Annotated in this window: 19 protein-coding genes; 10 read left to right on the plus strand and 9 right to left on the minus strand. The window is 72.4% G+C overall.

The features are described from left to right. The first annotated feature begins 17 nt into the window (after nucleotides 1–17). From Actkin_RS25385 to Actkin_RS25400, 4 genes are read left to right on the plus strand one after another with little or no spacing between them, the layout of a single operon-like run. Nucleotides 18–1,052, plus strand: coding sequence for a DNA polymerase IV (locus Actkin_RS25385; protein WP_189213494.1), 1,035 nt, complete (start codon nucleotides 18–20; stop codon nucleotides 1,050–1,052). Nucleotides 1,053–1,079: 27 nt separating this feature from the next. Further along, nucleotides 1,080–1,583, plus strand: coding sequence for a MarR family winged helix-turn-helix transcriptional regulator (locus Actkin_RS25390; protein ID WP_189213495.1), 504 nt, complete (start codon nucleotides 1,080–1,082; stop codon nucleotides 1,581–1,583). Beyond that, a complete protein-coding gene (locus Actkin_RS25395) occupies nucleotides 1,583–2,344 on the plus strand; it encodes a class I SAM-dependent methyltransferase (RefSeq protein WP_258904503.1) in 762 nt (253 codons plus the stop codon). Before Actkin_RS25390 ends, Actkin_RS25395 begins: the two co-directional genes overlap by 1 nt. Then, nucleotides 2,335–3,114: an SDR family oxidoreductase gene (locus Actkin_RS25400; RefSeq protein ID WP_258904504.1), complete on the plus strand. Its 780-nt coding sequence runs from the start codon at nucleotides 2,335–2,337 to the stop codon at nucleotides 3,112–3,114. The genes Actkin_RS25395 and Actkin_RS25400 overlap by 10 nt, the downstream gene beginning before the upstream one ends. Before the next feature lie 392 nt (nucleotides 3,115–3,506). Here Actkin_RS25400 and Actkin_RS25405 read toward each other — a convergent pair whose 3' ends face one another. From Actkin_RS25405 to Actkin_RS25415, 3 genes are read right to left on the minus strand one after another with little or no spacing between them, the layout of a single operon-like run. Beyond that, nucleotides 3,507–3,824 carry a DUF3817 domain-containing protein gene (locus Actkin_RS25405; RefSeq protein WP_258904505.1) on the minus strand — a complete coding sequence of 106 codons (318 nt, stop codon included), beginning with the start codon at nucleotides 3,822–3,824 and terminating at the stop codon, nucleotides 3,507–3,509. 44 nt (nucleotides 3,825–3,868) lie between these two features. After that, complete coding sequence (locus tag Actkin_RS25410) at nucleotides 3,869–4,912, minus strand: ABC transporter permease (protein ID WP_258904506.1); 1,044 nt, start codon at nucleotides 4,910–4,912, stop codon at nucleotides 3,869–3,871. Further along, nucleotides 4,909–5,820 carry an ABC transporter ATP-binding protein gene (locus tag Actkin_RS25415; protein WP_189213500.1) on the minus strand — a complete coding sequence of 304 codons (912 nt, stop codon included), beginning with the start codon at nucleotides 5,818–5,820 and terminating at the stop codon, nucleotides 4,909–4,911. Before Actkin_RS25415 ends, Actkin_RS25410 begins: the two co-directional genes overlap by 4 nt. Nucleotides 5,821–5,899: 79 nt before the next feature. On the opposite strand from Actkin_RS25415, the gene Actkin_RS25420 reads away from it, so the two are divergent. Beyond that, on the plus strand, nucleotides 5,900–7,549 hold the full coding sequence (locus Actkin_RS25420) for a hypothetical protein (RefSeq protein ID WP_258904507.1): 1,650 nt from the start codon (nucleotides 5,900–5,902) through the stop codon (nucleotides 7,547–7,549). A 13-nt stretch (nucleotides 7,550–7,562) separates the two neighbouring features. Here the strand turns inward: Actkin_RS25420 and meaB are convergent, their stop codons facing one another. Both meaB and Actkin_RS25430 read right to left on the minus strand, forming a co-directional pair. Next, nucleotides 7,563–8,522: a methylmalonyl Co-A mutase-associated GTPase MeaB gene (gene meaB / locus Actkin_RS25425; protein ID WP_189213502.1), complete on the minus strand. Its 960-nt coding sequence runs from the start codon at nucleotides 8,520–8,522 to the stop codon at nucleotides 7,563–7,565. A 2-nt stretch (nucleotides 8,523–8,524) separates the two neighbouring features. Then, a complete protein-coding gene (locus Actkin_RS25430) occupies nucleotides 8,525–9,712 on the minus strand; it encodes an acetyl-CoA C-acetyltransferase (RefSeq protein ID WP_189213503.1) in 1,188 nt (395 codons plus the stop codon). A 130-nt stretch (nucleotides 9,713–9,842) separates the two neighbouring features. On the opposite strand from Actkin_RS25430, the gene mce reads away from it, so the two are divergent. Together mce and Actkin_RS25440 are read left to right on the plus strand one after the other, a co-directional pair. Continuing rightward, nucleotides 9,843–10,289, plus strand: a complete 447-nt coding sequence (mce, locus tag Actkin_RS25435; protein WP_189213504.1) for a methylmalonyl-CoA epimerase — start codon at nucleotides 9,843–9,845, stop codon at nucleotides 10,287–10,289. Beyond that, on the plus strand, nucleotides 10,286–10,591 hold the full coding sequence (locus Actkin_RS25440; RefSeq protein WP_258904508.1) for a hypothetical protein: 306 nt from the start codon (nucleotides 10,286–10,288) through the stop codon (nucleotides 10,589–10,591). The genes mce and Actkin_RS25440 overlap by 4 nt, the downstream gene beginning before the upstream one ends. Nucleotides 10,592–10,611: 20 nt before the next feature. Here Actkin_RS25440 and Actkin_RS25445 read toward each other — a convergent pair whose 3' ends face one another. Next, nucleotides 10,612–11,547 (minus strand): LysR family transcriptional regulator, encoded by a 936-nt coding sequence (locus tag Actkin_RS25445; RefSeq protein ID WP_258904509.1) that lies wholly within the window; start codon nucleotides 11,545–11,547, stop codon nucleotides 10,612–10,614. Nucleotides 11,548–11,685: 138 nt separating this feature from the next. Here Actkin_RS25445 and Actkin_RS25450 point away from each other — a divergent pair, with 138 nt between their 5' ends. Next, complete coding sequence (locus Actkin_RS25450) at nucleotides 11,686–12,945, plus strand: M64 family metallopeptidase (protein WP_189213507.1); 1,260 nt, start codon at nucleotides 11,686–11,688, stop codon at nucleotides 12,943–12,945. A 51-nt stretch (nucleotides 12,946–12,996) separates the two neighbouring features. Here Actkin_RS25450 and Actkin_RS25455 read toward each other — a convergent pair whose 3' ends face one another. Then, nucleotides 12,997–14,460, minus strand: a complete 1,464-nt coding sequence (locus Actkin_RS25455; protein WP_258904510.1) for a peptide MFS transporter — start codon at nucleotides 14,458–14,460, stop codon at nucleotides 12,997–12,999. 69 nt (nucleotides 14,461–14,529) lie between these two features. Further along, a complete protein-coding gene (locus Actkin_RS25460) occupies nucleotides 14,530–14,901 on the minus strand; it encodes an SPW repeat protein (protein ID WP_189213509.1) in 372 nt (123 codons plus the stop codon). 199 nt (nucleotides 14,902–15,100) lie between these two features. On the opposite strand from Actkin_RS25460, the gene ccrA reads away from it, so the two are divergent. Further along, nucleotides 15,101–16,408 (plus strand): crotonyl-CoA carboxylase/reductase, encoded by a 1,308-nt coding sequence (gene ccrA, locus Actkin_RS25465; protein ID WP_258907990.1) that lies wholly within the window; start codon nucleotides 15,101–15,103, stop codon nucleotides 16,406–16,408. A gap of 39 nt (nucleotides 16,409–16,447) precedes the next feature. Next, on the plus strand, nucleotides 16,448–17,605 hold the full coding sequence (locus Actkin_RS25470) for a coiled-coil domain-containing protein (protein WP_189213510.1): 1,158 nt from the start codon (nucleotides 16,448–16,450) through the stop codon (nucleotides 17,603–17,605). A gap of 180 nt (nucleotides 17,606–17,785) precedes the next feature. Here Actkin_RS25470 and Actkin_RS25475 read toward each other — a convergent pair whose 3' ends face one another. After that, on the minus strand, nucleotides 17,786–18,220 hold the full coding sequence (locus tag Actkin_RS25475) for a nucleoside deaminase (protein ID WP_189213511.1): 435 nt from the start codon (nucleotides 18,218–18,220) through the stop codon (nucleotides 17,786–17,788). Between the last annotated feature and the right edge of the window lie 3 nt (nucleotides 18,221–18,223).

The following is an 18,223-nucleotide window of genomic DNA, read 5'->3' on the forward strand; positions in this document are numbered from 1 at the left end:
GGGCGCACACTAGCCCGGTGGGGTCCTGGATTCTGCACGTCGACCTCGACCAGTTCATCGCCGCGGTCGAGCTGCTGCGGCGCCCGGAGCTGGCGGGCAGGCCGGTCGTCGTCGGCGGCGCGGGCGATCCCACCCTGCGGTCGGTGGTCGCGACGGCGTCCTATGAGGCCCGCGAGTACGGCATCAGGTCCGGCATGCCGATGCGCACGGCCGCCAAGCGCTGCCCGGACGCCGTCTTCCTGCCCTCCGACCCGGCCGCCTACGACGACGCCTCGGCCGAGGTGATGGCCACCCTGCGGGAGTTCGACGTCGTCGTCGAGGTCCTCGGCTGGGACGAGGCGTTCGTCGGCGCCGAGACCGACGACCCGGAGGACCTCGCGGGCCGCATCCAGGACGCGGTGTGGAACCGCACCCACCTCAGCTGCTCGGTCGGCGTCGGCGACACGAAGCTGCGCGCCAAGCTCGCCACCGGCTTCGCCAAGCCCGCCGGGATCTACCGGCTGACCAGGGACAACTGGTTCGAGGTCATGGCCGAGCGGCCGACGACGGCGCTCTGGGGCATCGGCACCCGCACCGCCCGCAAGCTCGCCGACCTCGGCTACACCACCGTCGCCGAGCTGGCCAGGGCCGATCCGGACGACCTGCTCGTCCTGGGCCCGCGCATGGGCCCCTGGTACCGCACGCTCGCCCTGGGCGCGGGCTCCACCGAGGTCAGCGCCACGCCGTGGGTGCCGCGCTCGCACAGCCGCGAGACGACCTTCCAGCACGACCTGACCGACCCCGACGACCTGCGCCGCGAGCTGGCCGCGCTCGCCGAACGGGTCGCCGGGGACGTCGCGGCCGAGGGCCGCCCGGCGGTCCGGGTGGGCGTGAAGGCCCGGTTCGCGCCGTTCCTGACCCGCACGCGCAGCCTCACCCTGCCCGGCCCGACCTCGGACGGCGCGGCGATCGCGGCCGCGGCGCTGACCGCGTTCGAGCGCTTCGACCTGGTCAGACCGGTCCGCCTGCTGGGCGTGTGGGCGGAGTTCGAGCCGCCGCCCGGGGGCTACTGATCGGTTCGCGCTGGTAGGTTCAGGCGCATGAGGCCGCGCACGTTGCCGTTCGACCCCATCGCCCGCGCCGCGGAGCTGTGGGCCGAGCGCATCGGCGATTCCACCGCCATGGCCGCGGTCACCAGCATCATGCGGGTCCAGCAGATCGTGCAGTCCGCTGTGGACGCCGCGCTGAAGCCGCACGGGCTGACCTTCGCCCGGTACGAGGCGCTGGTGCTGCTCACCTTCGCCCGCCGGGGCAGCCTGCCGATGCGGGTCATGGGCGAGCGGCTGCAGCTGCACCCGACCAGCGTGACCAACATCGTCGACCGGCTGGAGGCCGACGGCCTAGTGCGGCGGCTCCCGCACCCCACCGACCGGCGCACCACGCTGGCCGAGATCACCGAGGCGGGCCGCGAGCGGCGGGCCGAGGCGACGGCGGCGGTCACCGCGATCGACTTCGGCCTGCGCGGCCTGACCGACCGGCAGACCACCCAGCTGACCGACCTGCTGGCCAAGGTCCGCAAGGCGACCGGCGACTTCCAGGACTGATGGACCAGCGCGCGAGGTCGCTGCGGCAGTACGCGGCCCGGGACAACCTCGCCGCCCGCCAGGGCGTCTACCGCTGGCAGGAGGACCCCGTCGACCTGCCCGCCGTGGCCGCCGACCTGCTGCGCGACGTGCGCGGCGCCGTCCTCGACATCGGCTGCGGCCCCGGCCGCCACACCGCCCACCTGCGCGCGCACCGCCCCGACCTGCGGGTGATCCCGATGGACCTCTCCGCGAGCATGGCGGGCGAGGCTCGCGCGGACGTCTGCGCCCTGCCGCTGCGCACCGCGTCGGTCGACGCCGCGCTGGCCATGCACATGCTCTACCACGCCCCCGACATCCCGGCCGCGATCGCCGAGCTGCGGCGGGTGATCCGCCCCGGCGGCGTGCTCGTCGCGGCCACCAACGGGCACGACGACAAGCCCGAGCTGGACGCGCTGTGGGCCGACTCGGTCCGCGAGCTGACCGGCGCGCCCCCGCCGCCCCTGTTCCGCGAGCCCCGACGGTTCACTGTGGACGACGGGCCGGTCCTGCGCGCGGCGTTCGCCGAGGTCGAGGTGGTCCGCTACGAGCGGCCCGTGCTGATCCCGGACGCCGACGCGGTGATCGCCTACGTCGACAGCGTCCGCGACGGCATGGACCTGCCCGCGGGCCTGGATTGGTCAGCGTTTATTGAGGTGGCCGCCGCGCGTGTGCGCCATACGATCGCCCGCGACGGGGTGTTCCGCCTGACCGGACGATTCGGGGTGTTCGCATGTCGGTGAACCTGCACGGCAGGGTCGCGCTGGTGACCGGCGTGAGCAGGCGGGCGGGCATCGGCCACGCCACCGCGCGCAGGCTGGCGGGGCTGGGCGCGGACCTGTTCCTGCACCACTACTCCCCGCACGACCGCGCGCAGCCCTGGGGAGCGGACCCCGCGGGCCCGCAGGCGATCGCCGCCGACATGGGGGGTGTGCGCGTCGAGCACGCGGAGTTCGACCTGGCCGACCCGGACGCCCCGCGACGCCTGTTCGACGCCGCGCTCACCGCGTTCGGCCATATCGACATCCTCGTCTGCAACCACGCCCGCAGCGGCGGCGACGGCGCGCTCGGCGAGCTGACCCCGGCGATGCTGGACGGCCACTGGGCGGTCAACGCCCGCTCGTCGATCCTGCTGGCCCAGGCCTTCGCCGCCCAGCACGACGGGCGCGCGGGCGGCCGGATCGTCTTCATGACGTCCGGCCAGGACCTGGGCCCCATGCCCGGCGAGGTCGCCTACGCGGCCAGCAAGGGCGCGCTGGCGTCGATCACCTGCACCCTGTCCGACCAGCTCGCCGAGGCGAACATCACGGTCAACTGCGTCAATCCCGGCCCGGTCGACACCGGCTACGCCTCCGCCGAGGCCCGCGAGTCCGTCCGCCGCCGCTTCCCCGCGGGCCGCTGGGGCGAGCCGGACGACCCGGCCCGCCTCATCGCCTGGCTGTCCACCGACGACGCCGCCTGGATCACCGGCCAGGTCATCAACACCGAGGGCGGCTTCCGCCGCTGGGGCTGACCCCGCGTGCACCGGCCCGAGGGGCCGGTGTGATCCACACCGGCCCCCGGCTCCACGCGGTCAGTCGCCGCAGATCCAGAGGTATCCGCGCCTGCGGGGGACCTCTTCGAGGAGTCCTGCAGGCTCGACGGAGCCGCGGCGCTGAGGATCCGGGCGAACCTCCGATTGACGTCGGCGCCCGCGAGCGACCGCTCATGGTTCTGGTTCTCGACGTAGACGTCCACAGCGGACCCTCCCCTCAAGAACCCGGCTTGCTGATCGGATGCATGGTCCACATCGCGTTCGAGGTTTCCCTGCGGGTTCGGGCCCTTGCACGCGCAGCGGTCACCGTCGATCTGGCGGACCACAGTGGACGCGCTGTTCTGCGCCCCGGGGTCCGTCAGTGGCGGTGGTCAGAACCGGCGGCGCAGGGCGACCGGGTCGAGCTTGCCCGTGCGCAGGGCCCAGCGCTCGAAGAGGAGGGTCGCCAGGGGCGGGACGCTGGACGCGAACGCCCACAGCGTCGCCCTGCGGTCCCAGTCCAGCTTGCGCGCCGTGAACCACGCCACAGCGACGTACGCCACGAAGACCGCGCCGTGGATCGGGCCGAAGACCTTCACCCCGAGCGCGCCGGTCTCCGTGACGTACTTGAAGAACATGCCGGTGAGCAGCCCCAGCCAGGAGACGGCCTCGGCCAGGGACACGATCCGGAACAGTGCGGCAGCCTGCATGGACCCCAGTGTGCGGCGTGAGCGCCCTCACGCCGGGGTCGGGGTCAGCTGTCCTCCCAGGTGAAGACCTTGGCGGCTATGGCGGACACCACAACGGTGAACGCGAGCAGCACACCGCACGGCAGCAGCAGCGCCTCCGCGCCCTGGCCCCGGACGAGGAACGCGAGCATGCCGTCGTTCATGTGCCGCAACGGGAACGCCAGCGACACCGCCTGCACCCAGCCGGGCGCGACGTCCACGGGGAAGAACGTGCCGGACAGGAACGCCATGGGCAGCACGACGATGTTCGCCGCGCCCGACGCCGCCTCCTCCGTCTTGCAGAACGCCCCGACGAGCATGCCGATCGCGAAGAAGGCGAGGATTCCACTGAGGAACACCGGGATCGCCAGCCACCACGTCCCGGACAGCCGCAACCCGAACACCGGCAGCAGCGCGACGGCGACGAACAGCAGCGCCTGCAGCGCCGCGACCGCGATCGTCACCACGATCCGCGCCGAGAGCACCGTGCCGACCGTCACCGGCGCCAGCCGCAGCCGCCGCAGCACCTGCTTCCTGCGCCAGCTCACCAGCGACAGCGACGCGCCGAACACCGCGGTGATCGCGATGCCCCAGCTGAGGATGCCGGGCGTCAGGTACTGGATGGGCTTGAGCGAGGAGTCCTCGACCTGCGCGGCGGAGTAGGCGAACGCGGGCGGCTGCCCGGTCGCCTGGACGTTGACGTGCTGCGTGACGCCGGACACCAGACCCTGCACGAGCCCGGCGCGGGCCTGGTCGCTGGCGGCGTAGTGCAGTTCGACGCTGTCGCCGTCGACCTCGACCAGGCCGGGCAGGTCGCCCTCGCGGACCTGCTTCAGCCCCTCGTCCAGCCCCGGCCTGACGATCTCCACCGCGCCGGTGTTCTCCAGCGCGACCACGACCGGGCCGTCGCCGACGACGCCGAGCTTGATCTTCTCGTCCCCGCCGTCGCGGAACAGCAGGCCGAAGATGACCAGGAACATCAGCGGGAAGACGAACGCGAAGAACAGCGTGGCCTTGTCCCGGTAGTAGCCCTTGGCCATCGCCCTGGACAGGCTCTTGAAGGCGGTCACGCGCGGTACTCCCGTCCGGTCAGGCTGAGGAACACGTCCTCCAGGGTCGCCGTGCGCACCTGCAGTCCGTCGAGGGTCCCGCGCTCGGCCAGCGCGGACAGCAGCGGCGCCGGGGTGCGGGTGGTGATGGTCAGCGACTGCTCGTCCTCGTGCGCGTCGTCGGCGCCCGCGAGCACGCGGGCGTCATCGATCCCGAGCGTGCCCCGCTCCAGGGACACCCGGGTCGGCGCGTCGAGGCCGCGGATGAGCGAGGCGGGCGGGTCCAGCGCCAGGACGCGGCCGTGGTCCATGATCGCCACGCGGTCGCAGAGGATCTCGGCCTCGTCGAGGTAGTGGGTGGTGTAGACGATGGTCTTGCCGCGTTCCTGGATCGCGCGCAGCACGTCCCAGAGGTTGCGCCGCGCCTGCGGGTCCAGCGCCGCGGTCGGCTCGTCGAGGAACAGGATGTCCGGGTCGTGCACCAGCGCGCAGGCGATCGACAGCCGCTGGCGCTGGCCGCCGGAGAGCTTCTCCTCGCGGGTGTCGGCCTTCTCGGCCAGGCCGACCAGGTCCAGCATCTCCCTGGCGCGCTCGCCGTCCACGCCGTACAGCGCGGCGAAGGTCTCCAGCTGCTCGCGGGCGGTGAGCTTCTCGAAGAACGCCGACGCCTGCAGCTGCACGCCGATGCGCGGCAGCAGCCCGGGGTTGCGCGGGAACGGGTTCTCGCCCAGCAGTCGCACGTGACCGGAGTCCGGTTCGCGCAGTCCCTCGATGATCTCCAACGTCGTCGTCTTGCCCGCGCCGTTGGGCCCGAGGATGCCGAAGAACTCGCCCTCGGCCACGCTGAACGAGACGCCGTCGACAGCCCTGAGGTCGCCGTAGGACTTGCGGATGTCCTCGACCTCGATGGCGGCGGTGGTGTCGGTCATGCCGGCGAGGCTAGTGCCAGAACAAGATCGCATTACCCGAATCGGGTGAACGATTCAGTCACCCTCTAGAGTTGCCCGGGTGTTGCCACCCCGAGTCAGGGCAGGCATCGCCGTCCTGATCCCGACAACCGTCCTCGGGCTGCACGGACTCGCCTACGGTCGGTGGATCGTCGACGACGCGGCCATCACGTTCGCCTACGCCCGGTCGATCACCTCCGGGGCCGGACCGGTCCTGCAGGCGGGCGTCGACCCGGTCGAGGGCTACTCCAACCCGGCCTGGCTGGGACTGCTGTCGCTGGGCCGCCTGGTTGGGCTGTTCGACTCCGGCGCCTGGTTCGGCGTCCCCGACTACGCGCTGTTCCCCAAGGCGCTGGCCCTGCTGCTGGCGGCGGGCGCCTTCGCCGCGTTCCACGTCGCGGCGTCGGCGCTGACCAGCAGACCGGCGGTGGTCACGATCGCCGCGGGCACGGTCACCGCGCTGGTGCCGTCGTTCGCCATCTGGACGTTCTCCGGGCTGGAGAACTCGCTGCTGGCGTTCAGCGCCGTCGCGATCGCCGCGGTGCTCGCCCGTGCCGTCACGCGCGACGAGCTGTTGCGGCCGCGCACGGCGGTCATCACCGGCCTGCTCGCCGCCATCGCGGCGCTGACCCGTCCGGACGGGCTCATCTACGCGGGCACGTACGCGCTGGTCGTGCTCATCCTGTTGCGGCGGGACACGCTGCGCGAGGTGGTCAAGCGCGTGCTGCTCGGGCTGGCCGTGTTCGCCGTGCCCGTCGGCCTCTACCTGGTCTGGCGCTGGCTGACGTTCGGCGCGCTGCTGCCCAACACGGCGCTGGCGAAGTCGCAGGGCGTGCCGACCGTGGAGGACCTGGCCAAGCCCGCCGACATGCTCGGGTACGTGGGCTGGCTGACGCTGCTGGCGGGCGTCGTGCTCGTCGGCGCGGCCCTGCTGCGGCCGTCACCGCACCGCAACGGCCTCATCGCGCTGGCCGTCCCGCTCGGCCTTGCGGTGACCGCGTACGGCGTGCTGGCCCAGGACTGGATGGCGCAGTTCCGCTTCGCCACCCCCGTCTGGCCCCTGGCCGCGCTGACCGTCGCGGTGGCGGGCGCGCACGTGCTGTCGGGGCTCGCTGTGCGCGGGCGGGTCGTGGTGGCGGTGGTGGGCGTGCTCGGCCTGGCCCAGTCGGTGACGCTGTGGTGGGACGCGATGGACCGCTTCCGCACCGGCCCGACGGTGCCCACGTGCGTCATCGCCCAGATCGACGGCTGGGAGTTCAACACCTACGCCCGCCTGCTCGACGTCCGCGACGGCTCCCTGCTCGTCCCCGACATCGGCGGCGCGGCGCTGACCAGCGAACTGGAGATCATCGACCTCGCAGGCCTCGCCCACCGCCGCATCGCCGAGCTCTGGTCGGCCGAGGACATGGCGGGCCTGCGCGACTACGTCTTCACCGAGGCCAAGCCCACGTTCATCACCGCCCACGGCACCTGGGCGAAGGCCACCGGCCTCTTCACCGACCCCCGCATGACCGCCGACTACGAACTGATCATGCAGGGCCGGGGCAACCGCGAGAAGTGGGTCCGCCGCGACGCCGTCCCCGACCCGGCGCGCCTCGCCGCCGTCCGCGCGGCGGCCCAGACGGCCGCAGGCCACTGGAACGCCGCCGCGAGCATGCCCCGCGGCTCCTGCGGCCCGGTGCTCCGAGCGGACGCGCCGTACTGGCAGTGACCGAACCGGCGGGCTAGATGCCGTCCACCAGCGCGTCCGCGGCGGTGTACGGGTCGAGGTCGCCGGTCATGACGCGCTTGGCGAGGGCGTCGATGGCGTCGCCGCCGTGCAGGTCGCCGAGGCGGGTGCGGACGGCGGCGACGGCGATGGCCTCGATCTCGGTGCGGGCGCGGGCGGCGCGGCGGTCGTGCCACTCGCCGTGGGCGCGGGTCCAGTCGCGGTGGTGGTCGATCGCGGTGATGACCTCGTCGACGCCCTCGCCTCGGGAGGCGACGGTCTTGACGATCGGCTGCCGCCAGCTGGCGCCCCTGATCTCGCGGCGGCCCAGCGAGATCATGTACTTCAGCTCGCGGGCGGTGGTGTCCGCGCCGTCGCGGTCGGCCTTGTTCACCACGAACACGTCGGCGATCTCCAGGATGCCCGCCTTGGCGGCCTGGATGCCGTCGCCCATCCCCGGCGCCAGCAGCACCAGCGTGGTGTCCGCCAGCCCGACGACGTCCACTTCGGACTGTCCAACGCCGACGGTCTCGATGAGCACGACGTCGAACCCGGCAGCGTCGAGCACGCGCAGCGCCTGCGGGGTCGCCCAGCTCAGCCCACCGAGGTGGCCGCGGGTGGCCATCGAGCGGATGAACACGCCCGGGTCGGTGGCGTGGTCCTGCATGCGGATGCGGTCGCCGAGCAGCGCCCCGCCGGAGAACGGCGACGACGGGTCCACGGCCAGCACCCCGACCCGCTTCCCGGCCGCGCGCAGCGCGCTGACCAGGGCGGAGGTGGTGGTGGATTTGCCGACGCCGGGCGGCCCGGTCAGCCCGACGACCTGCGCGCGGCCGGTCAGCGGGGCCAGCGCGGCAGCGACCTCGCGCAGCTGCGGGCTGGCGTCCTCGACCAGCGAGATCAGCCGGGCGACCGCGCGCGGCTCCTGCCGCCGCGCGCGGTCGACCAGGTCAGCGACGTCGACCTGGCGGGCCAAGCTCAGCCCTTCGGGACGGTGATGATCAGCGCGTCGCCCTGGCCGCCACCGCCGCACAGCGCGGCCGCGCCCACGCCGCCGCCGCGGCGCTTGAGCTCGTAGGCCAGGTGCACCAGGACCCGCGCGCCGGACGCGCCGATCGGGTGGCCGAGCGCGATCGCGCCGCCGTTGACGTTGACGATGTCCGGGCTGACGCCCAGCTCGCGGGTCGAGACGACGCCGACCGCGGCGAACGCCTCGTTGATCTCGACCAGGTCCAGGTCGGCGGCCTGCAGGCCCTGCTTGGCCAGCGCCGCCTTGATCGCGTTGGACGGCTGCTCGTGCAGGCTCGCGTCCGGACCGGCCACGACGCCGTGCGCGCCGATCTCGGCGATCCAGGTCAGGCCCAGCTCCTCGGCCTTGGCCTTGCTCATCACGACCACGGCGGCCGCGCCGTCGGAGATCTGCGACGCCGAGCCCGCGGTGATGGTGCCGTCGGCGGCGAACGCCGGGCGCAGCTTGGCCAGGCCCTCGGCGGTGGTGTCGGCGCGCACGCCCTCGTCGGTGTCGAACACGACCGGGTCGCCCTTGCGCTGCGGGATGCTGACCGGCGCCAGCTCCTCGGCGAAGCGGCCCTCCTTGATGGCCGCGGCGGCGCGCTGGTGCGACGCGGCGGCGAAGGCGTCCTGCTCCTCGCGGGTCAGGCCGTAGCGGGCGTTGACCTTCTCCGTGGACGCGCCCATGGCGACCTGGTCGAACGCGCAGAACAGGCCGTCGTACGCCATGTGGTCCAGCATCGTGACGTCGCCGTACTTGAAGCCGGAGCGGGACTTGGGCAACAGGTGCGGCGCCTGGGTCATCGACTCCTGACCGCCCGCGACGATGATGTCGAACTCGCCCGCGCGGATGAGCTGGTCGGCCAGCGCGACGGCGTCGAGGCCGGAGAGGCAGACCTTGTTGATGGTCAGGGCGGGCACGGTCATCGGGATGCCCGCGGCCACGGCCGCCTGCCGGGCCGGGATCTGGCCCGCGCCCGCGGTGAGCACCTGGCCCATGATCGTGTACTGGACCTGCTCGGGCTTGACGCCCGCCTTCTCCAGGGCCGCCTTGATGGCGATGCCACCGAGCTGCGCGCCGGTGAAGTCCTTCAGGGAGCCGAGCAGACGGCCAATGGGGGTGCGGGCCCCCGCGACGATGACGCTTCCGGACACAGCGGTCTCCTAGGCGACGAGAGCGAACGAGCGTTAACCGGCACCATACTCGCGCGTGACCGCCTCGACACGGGGCTGTGTGAGTAGCCGCACAGGAAAAGTTACCGGCGAGTAGTCGTATCGTCTTCTTATGCCGGAAGCGCTGAAGCAGTTCGTGACCGCGGTGGACCACGTCGGCATCGCCGTGCCCGACCTGGACGTGGCCATCTCCTTCTACCGTGACAACTTCGGCCTCGTCTGCGCGCACGAGGAGACGAACGAGGAGCAGGGCGTCCGCGAGGCCATGATGCGCGCCCCCGGCGACGACGGCGCCGGGACCGCCGTCCAGCTGCTGGCCCCGCTCACGCCGGAGTCGACGATCGCCAAGTTCATCGGCCGAAGCGGCCCGGGGTTGCAGCAGCTGGCCTACCGGGTAACCGACGTGGAAGCCGCAGCCGACGCCCTGCGCGCCAACGGCCTGCGCCTGCTGTACGAGAAGGCGAGGCGCGGGACCGCGGGCAGCAAGGTGAACTTCGTGCACCCGAAGGACGCCGGTGGCGTCCTGGTCGAGTTGGTCGAGCCCGGGGAGGCGCATTGAGCACCGCCGTCATGAACACCGCCGACATCACCCTCACCCGCGACGGCAGGCCGGTCCGCGCCACCCTCACCTGGTGGCACCACGGCTGGCTGGAGTACGCCCTGCGCCTGGACGGCCCGACCGGCGTCGTCGAGGCCGTCGAGGACTCCTGGTTCGCCGCCATCACCGAGATCGCCCGCGATCTGGCGGCCGCGGGCTACGAGCTGCCCGAGCCCCCGCAGGAGGGCCCCGCCACCAACCCCGACGAGCACCGCGCCCGCTGGGTGTCCTGGCTGGGCGAGGGTTTCCCTAAGCCCCGATAGCGCCGCGGCCGCCCGGACGATCAGTTCCCCAACCAGGACAGGTAGTCCGGGCGGCGCTGGGCGTAGGCCCAATACGCGTCGCAGGCCAGGCGGAGGACGACGTCGAAGTTCTCCGCCAGTGGGCTGTCGGCGCGGCAGGCGAGGATGTGGCGCATCCGCACCGGGTCGCCCTCCAGGGGTTTGACCAGGACGCCGTTGCCGCAGGCGAAGACGGCCTGGCACGGGGTGACCGCGCGGCCCGTGGCGACGAGTTCGCGGATCGGGGTGCCGTCGGAGACGGTGTAGAGCACGCGCGGGGTGAAGCCCGCTTCCCCGCACACCGCGTAGAAGCAGTCCGGCCAGCCCGCGCCGTCGTACGGGGTCAGCGCCCACGGCTCGTCGGCCAGGTCGGACAGGGCCACCGACGCGCGGTCGGCCAGCCGGTGCCGCTCGGACATCGCCACGAACACCGGCTCCACCGCGATCACCTGCGACAGCACGGTCGCGGGCGGGCGCAGCGCGAAACCGGGGTAGTCCACCAGCGCGGCGGCGTCCAGCCGGCTCGCCATCAGCAGGTCCCACAGCACCCGGGGCGAGTACTCCGTCCGCAGGTGCACCTCGGCGTCGGGCAGCTGGTCGCTGAGCCGGTCGGCCAGGCCCACCGACACCGCGCCCGCGATCCCGCCCAGCCGCACGACCGGACCGGCGGCGAGGCCGCGGCGGTCGGAGTCGCGGCGCAGCTCGTCCATCGCCAGCAGGACGCCGCGGGCGCGGGTGAGCAGGGACTGGCCCAGCGGGGTCGGGGTGACGCCCTTGCGGTCGCGGACGAAGACCTGGGCGCCCAGCTCCCGCTCGACGCGCTGCAGCTGGGCGGTCAGCGCTGGCTGGGACACGCCGAGCAGCGCGGCCGCCCGGGACACGCTGCCCGCGTCGGCGATCGCGCACAGGGACGTGAGATGACGCAGTTCCAGCTCCATCGACCCGCAGGATAGGACGCACGGGCGCGGTCCCGACAGATCCATAGCGCCCCAGTTATCCCCACTGGGATTTTCCGGCGACGCCGCGACTGGGAACGGTAGGGCTCTACCCTGCCCCTTACCCCCGGAGGCGTTCCCATGCGCATCCTCTACCCGGCCCTGGCGCTGGCAGCCGCCGTCGGCCTGACACCCCTGCCCGCGGTGTCTCAGCCCGTCGCGACGGAATGGCGGGAGGTGTTCTCCCCCGACGGCGCCATCACCCGGGTGCGCGTCCCCGTCGAGGTCGACCCGCCGCTCACCCCGCAGGACACCGTCCAGGCGCAGGCCGCCGACGTCATCCCGATCCAGGACACCGGCCCGTCCGACTCGCGCTTCGACATGGTGATCGTCGGCGACGGCTACACCTCGTCGCAGCTGGGCCTGCTGCGCCAGCACGCGGAGTCGAAGTGGGCCGAGATCGCCGCGACCGCGCCGTGGAACAAGTACCGAGGCTCGGTCAACGTGTGGCTGGTCAACGTCGTGTCCAACCAGTCCGGTGTGGACAACGACCCGCAACAGGGCGTCTACCGCGACACCGCGCTGGACATGCACTTCTGGTGCGGCGGCATCGAGCGGCTGCTGTGCCTGAGCGAGTCCAAGGCCCAGGCGTACGCAGCGCAGGCGCCCGGCGTCGACGCCATCGTGGCGGTGGGCAACACCACCAAGTACGGCGGCGCGGGCTATCCGAGCCTGGCGACGGTCTCCGGCGGCAACGAGCAGGCGGGCCGCATCGCCATCCACGAGCTGGGCCACTCCGTCGGCGGCCTCGCCGACGAGTACTACACGCCCGGCACCACCTACCGGGGCGGCGAGCCGAGGGAGCCCAACGTCACCACCGACCCGCGCGGCGGCAAGTGGGCGTCCTACCTGGGCCGCACGACCCCCGACGGCGGCACGATCGGGGCGTACCAGGGCGGGCACCAGTACGAGTACGGCATCTACCGGCCGTCCCAGGACTCGTTGATGCGCAACATCACCAAGCCGTTCAACTCGGTGAGCCTGGACGTGATGGACCGGGCGATCGCCGCGAGGATCAGCGGCGGTGGCGGCGGCTGCACCGCCTTCCCTGCCACCCGCACCGGCTCGCTGTCGGCAGGCGGCTCCGCCTACCAGCCCGACGGCTCGTACTTCCAGGCCGCGTCCGGCGCCCACCGCGCCTGCCTGGACGGCCCGTCGGGCGCGAACTTCGACCTCGAACTGCTGAAGTGGAGCGGCTCGGCCTGGCAGACGGTCGCCTCCGCGCGGACGTCGAGCGCCGACGAGACCCTGGCCTACACGGGCACGTCCGGCTACTACGTCTACCGGATCACCTCGGCCACGGGCTCCGGCTCCTACACCGTGGGCTACAGCGCCCCGTGACGGCCAGCGGGGTGGCGGCGGCCCGCGCCCGCCGCCACCCCGTGGTTCGAGCTATCGCACGCCGTTCATCAGGCGCTTGACCACCGGGGAGAGCGCGAACATGATCGCGCCGATGACCAGCGCGCCCAGGCCCAGCAGGCCGAAGTAGGCCGGTTCGCTGTCCTTGGTGTAGTACTCCGCCAGCGCGCCCGCCACCGAGGAACCGAGCGCGATGGACAAGTAGAACAGCGCGACCATCTGCGCGCCGAACGCGCGCGGGGCCAGCTTCGTCGACAGGGACAGGCCCACCGGGGACAGGCACAGCTCGCCCAGCACGAAGATCACCAGGACGAGCACCAGCAGCAGCGGGTTGACCACGCCGTCGCCCTTGGTGAAGCCCATCAGCGCCATCACCAGGAACGCCACGCCCATCGCGGCGACGCCCATGCCGAACTTGATCGGCGTCGACGGCTGGCGGTCGCCCAGGCGCACCCACAGCGCCGCGAACACCGGCGCCAGCAGCACCACGAACAGCGGCTCCACCGAGTTGAACCACGCGGGCGGGATGCTGAAGAAGCCGAGCGCGTCGAGGTCCAGCCGCTGCTCGGCGTAGATGGCCAGCACGGTGAACTGCTGCTGGAACAGCGACCAGAACCCGAAGCTGACCAGGAACATCGGGATGAACGCCACCACCCGCTGCCGCTCGACCCGGTCCACCCGCTTGCTCGTCAGCAGCATCGCGAACAGCATCACGGCCGCCACCGAGATGACCCAGGTGACCACGGTCGCCAGGTTGTCCGGCCCGACCACGCCGGTCACGACCAGCACGACGATGCCGGCCGCGCCCAGGGCGATGACCGCGAACGCCCGCACGCGCTCGGCGCCCGCGATCGGGTTGGGCACCTCGCGGCCCGCGGGCGGCAGGTTGCGCCGCTGCAGGATGTACTGGCCCAGCCCGAACGCCATGCCGACCGCGGCCAGGCCGAAGCCCCAGTGGAAGCCGACCTTGTCCTGCAGGAGCCCGGTCAGCAGCGGCCCGGCGAGCGCGCCGATGTTGACGCCCATGTAGAAGATCGAGAACCCGGCGTCGCGGCGGTCGTCGCCCTCGGCGTAGAGCAGGCCGACGAGGACCGTCGCCGTGGCCTTGAGCCCGCCGGAGCCCAGCGCCACGCAGATCAGGCCGATGGCCACGCCCGCGACGCCCGGCACGACGGCCAGCGCGATGTGGCCGCAGAGGATCAGGACGGCGCTGTAGAGCAGGGTGCGCTCGGGTCCGAACAGGCGGTCGGCGACCCACGAGCCGGCGATCGTCGCCAGGTAGACCGATCCGCCGTACGCGCCGACGATGCCGGCCGCCACGGCCTCATCGAGGCCGAGACCGCCCTCGTTGACGCTGAAGTACAGGTAGTACAGCAGGATCGCTTGCATCCCGTAGTAGGAGAAGCGCTCCCACATCTCGGTGCCGAAGAGGTTCGCCAGCCCTCGTGGGTGTCCGAAAAAACCTTTCGGCTTCGTTTCCTCGGTAGAGGTTGCCATGGAGGTGACCGTACGACACACGGCAACCCGCGACCGGGGCGCGCCCCGGTCGCGGTTGTCCTACCTCACCTAGTGCGAGCCCGCCATCCGGTGCGCGGCCTGGGCCATCGGCAGGGCCGCGGCGCCGACGATGAAGGTCAGCGCGCCGAGGATCCACGACGTCCAGGCGATGCCCTCCAGGTCGGAGTAGCCCATCACCCACGGCGAGATGAACAGCAGGACGCCGAGGACCATCTGCATCGCCTCACCGGCCACCATGCCCGGCCGGGCCAGCGACACCAGCCCGTCCAGGGCGATGAGGGCGCCGAGGATCACCATGGTCCAGGTCGCGGCGGTGTCCGTGGCCATCCACAGCGGCGACAGCAGCGCCACCAGGCCCAACACCACCTCCGCCCAGTCGTGCGGGCGGGTCCACGGGCGAGCGTGCACGGGTGTGCTCATCGAGACCACCTCCACCGAGACAGGAGATCCCGCTCAAATCCTCCGCCGCTCCCGACACGGGGTCAACCGGCGGATCCCGTCCCACCGATCGGGTGCCATCGCTCACATCGTGCGCTTCTGAATCGCTACTCGACAGTAACCTCCACCAAACCCGTGCCGTCACTGGAGGAGCGCCGTGCAGAAGATCCTCGACGCCATCATGGCCGATGAGCTGGACACGATCGGCGAGTTGCCGGTCCCCGACACCTATCGCGGGGTCACGGTCCACGCCGACGAGGTCGAGATGTTCGCCGGGGTGCCGTCCCGCGACAAGGACCCGCGCAAGTCGCTGCACCTCGACGAGGTGGCGACCCCCGAGCTGGGCCCCGGTGAGGCGCTCGTGGCCGTGATGGCCAGCGCCATCAACTACAACACCGTGTGGACCTCGATCTTCGAGCCCGTGTCCACCTTCAAGTTCCTGCAGCGCTACGGCAAGGTCTCGCCGCTGGCCAAGCGGCACGACCTGCCCTACCACGTGGTCGGGTCCGACCTCGCGGGCGTCGTGCTGCGCACCGGCCCCGGCGTGCACAACTGGAAGCCCGGCGACGAGGTCGTCGCGCACTGCCTCAACGTCGAGTTGGAGAGCCCCGACGGGCACAACGACACGATGATGGACAGCGAGCAGCGCATCTGGGGCTTCGAGACCAACTTCGGCGGCCTCGCCGAGATCGCGCTGGTCAAGGCCAACCAGCTGATGCCGAAGCCGGACCACCTGACCTGGGAGGAGGCCGCCTCCCCCGGGCTGGTCAACTCCACGGCGTACCGGCAGCTCGTCTCGACCAACGGCGCCAACATGAAGCAGGGCGACGTCGTGCTGATCTGGGGCGCCTCCGGCGGCCTCGGCTCCTACGCCACCCAGTTCGCGCTCAACGGCGGCGCGATCCCGGTGTGCGTGGTGTCCAGCCCGGAGAAGGCCGAGATCTGCCGCGCGATGGGCGCGGAGCTGATCATCGACCGCAACGCCGAGGGCTACCGGTTCTGGAAGGACGAGGAGACCCAGGACCCGAAGGAGTGGCAGCGCTTCGGGGCCCGGATCCGCGAGCTGACCGGCGGCGAGGACCCCGACATCGTCTTCGAGCACCCGGGCCGGGAGACCTTCGGCGCGTCGGTGTACGTCACCCGCCGCGGCGGCACGATCGTGACGTGCGCGTCGACCTCGGGGTTCATGCACCAGTACGACAACCGGTACCTGTGGATGAACCTCAAGCGCATCATCGGCTCGCACTTCGCGAACTACCGCGAGTCGTGGGAGGCCAACCGGCTCATCGCCAAGGGCCTGATCCACCCGACGCTGTCGAAGACCTACGAGCTGGCCGAGACCGGGCAGGCGACGCTGGACGTCCACCGCAACGCCCACCAGGGCAAGGTCGGCGTGCTGTGCCTGGCTCCGGAGGAGGGCCTCGGGGTCCGCGACCACGAGCTGCGGGCGCGCCACCTGGACAAGATCAACCGGTTCCGGGGCGTGTAGGGAGCGTAGGGCGCAGGCCTTCCGGGTAGCGTAGTGGGTATGGGTCTGGGCGAGGAACGCGAGCTGGTGCCTCTGGGCCCCGGGTTCGACATCACCAAGCGCGGCTACCACACCGCGCAGGTGAACGAGCACCTGGAGCGCATGGAGGCCGAACTGCAGCTGCTGCACGCCGACCGCAACGCGGCGGTGGCGCAGGCGGCCGACCTGGCCAAGCAGCTCGAACACAGCCGCACGGAGATCGGCGACCTGCGCAAGCAGGTCGACCGCCTCTCCCTGCCCCCCACCACGCTGGAAGGCCTGAGCGAGCGCCTGCAGCGCATGCTGCGCCTGGCCCAGGAGGAGGCCGCCGAGACCAAGGCCCGCGCCGAGGCCGAGGCGGGCCACATCCGGGCCAAGGCCGAGGCCGACGGCGCCGAGCTGCGCCAGCGCTACGAGCGCATGCTCGCCGACCTGGAGAAGCGCCGCGCCGAGATGGAGGCCGAGCACCGCGAGGTGCTGGCCAAGGCCCGCGCCGAGGCCGAGCACACCGTCGCCGAGGCGCGGGCGGAGGCCGAGCGGCTCGACGCCGCCGCCCAGCGCCGCCGCGAGCAGGTGGAGGAGGACTTCGAGATCGCGATGTCCGGCCGCCGCACCGAGGCCATGCGCGCGCTGGCCGAGCAGGAGGCCACCAGCAAGTCCGAGGCCGAGCGCCGCGTGCGGGAGGCCACCGAGGAGGCCAACCGCCGCCGCCACGAGGCCATCACCGAGGCGAAGGCGCGGCTGGAGGAGGCCACCTCGGAGGCCCACCGCCGCGTCCGCGAGGCGACGGACGAGTCCAACCGCCGCATCTCCCACGCCGCCCAGCGCGTGGCCGCCCTGCGGCAGCTGCGGGCCCGCGTTGCCGACCAGCTGAACGCCGCCCGCAACCTCATCGCCGACGCGCACGTGCAGCTGGCCGACGCCGCCCCCGCGCTGGACCCCCTGCCCGAGGAACGCGTCCCCACCACCGTCGACGGCTCCCCCGCCGACAACTCCCCCACGCGCACCATGCTGACCCCGGTGAAGCCCGCCTCGGAGACCTCCGGCCCCCCTCGCGAGTCCTGGGAGCCCAAGGACCCCGACGGCGGCCAGACCCAGGTGATGGCGGTGCCGGACGCGGCCAAGGACGACGGGGAGAAGACCAAGAAGTCGGCCCCGGTGAAATCGCCCCGCCGCTAGCCGACGGCCGCGACCGCCTGCTCCGTCCGCCGTGTGGAGCGCGTCCTGGCGCCCGCGTGGCCCTTTCCATCCGCGCCTCCAGCCGACATCTTCCGTCGGCCGGTCGTCGGCAACCCTGCCGGGACGAGGGGCGGCGGCCTCCGGCTCTCCCGAACACCGGTGACCGGGTGGTCGTGTCCGCTACTCGCCGATGTCCTCGAACCACAGCTCCGGACGGGCCGCGATGAAGTCGGTCATCAGGGAGACGCATTCCGGGTCGTCGAGGATGCGCACGGAGACGCCGTTCTCGGCGAGCCAGTCGTGGCCGCCGCTGAAGGTGCGGCATTCGCCGATCAGGACCGACGTGATGCCGAACTGGCGGATCAGGCCGCTGCAGTACCAGCACGGCGACAGGGTCGTCACCATCGTCGTCCCCCGATAGGACCGGCGGCGTCCGGCGGCGCGGAAGGCCGAGGTCTCGCCGTGCGCGGACGGGTCGCCGTCCTGGACGCGGCGGTTGTGGCCGCGTCCCCACACCGAGCCGTCCGGCCCGACCAGCGCGGCCCCGATGGGGATGCCCCCGCTGGCCAGCCCGGCCCTGGCCTCGGCGACGGCCACGGCGAGCAGTGCGTCCATGGC

Source organism: Actinokineospora sp. UTMC 2448, assembly GCF_024760565.1.
Classification (GTDB): domain Bacteria; phylum Actinomycetota; class Actinomycetes; order Mycobacteriales; family Pseudonocardiaceae; genus Actinokineospora; species Actinokineospora fastidiosa.

Bases quoted from the DNA above. Each gene is read 5' to 3' on its own strand.
- Actkin_RS25390 (WP_189213495.1), top strand. From the start codon at position 1,080: ATGAGGCCGCGCACGTTGCCGTTCGACCCCATCGCCCGCGCCGCGGAG.
- Actkin_RS25395 (WP_258904503.1), top strand. From the start codon at position 1,583: ATGGACCAGCGCGCGAGGTCGCTGCGGCAGTACGCGGCCCGGGACAAC.
- Actkin_RS25400 (WP_258904504.1), top strand. From the start codon at position 2,335: ATGTCGGTGAACCTGCACGGCAGGGTCGCGCTGGTGACCGGCGTGAGC.
- Actkin_RS25405 (WP_258904505.1), bottom strand. From the start codon at position 3,824: ATGCAGGCTGCCGCACTGTTCCGGATCGTGTCCCTGGCCGAGGCCGTC.
- Actkin_RS25415 (WP_189213500.1), bottom strand. From the start codon at position 5,820: ATGACCGACACCACCGCCGCCATCGAGGTCGAGGACATCCGCAAGTCC.
- mce (WP_189213504.1), top strand. From the start codon at position 9,843: ATGCCGGAAGCGCTGAAGCAGTTCGTGACCGCGGTGGACCACGTCGGC.
- Actkin_RS25445 (WP_258904509.1), bottom strand. From the start codon at position 11,547: ATGGAGCTGGAACTGCGTCATCTCACGTCCCTGTGCGCGATCGCCGAC.
- Actkin_RS25450 (WP_189213507.1), top strand. From the start codon at position 11,686: ATGCGCATCCTCTACCCGGCCCTGGCGCTGGCAGCCGCCGTCGGCCTG.
- Actkin_RS25455 (WP_258904510.1), bottom strand. From the start codon at position 14,460: ATGGCAACCTCTACCGAGGAAACGAAGCCGAAAGGTTTTTTCGGACAC.
- Actkin_RS25460 (WP_189213509.1), bottom strand. From the start codon at position 14,901: ATGAGCACACCCGTGCACGCTCGCCCGTGGACCCGCCCGCACGACTGG.
- ccrA (WP_258907990.1), top strand. From the start codon at position 15,101: ATGGCCGATGAGCTGGACACGATCGGCGAGTTGCCGGTCCCCGACACC.
- Actkin_RS25470 (WP_189213510.1), top strand. From the start codon at position 16,448: ATGGGTCTGGGCGAGGAACGCGAGCTGGTGCCTCTGGGCCCCGGGTTC.
- Actkin_RS25475 (WP_189213511.1), bottom strand. From the start codon at position 18,220: ATGGACGCACTGCTCGCCGTGGCCGTCGCCGAGGCCAGGGCCGGGCTG.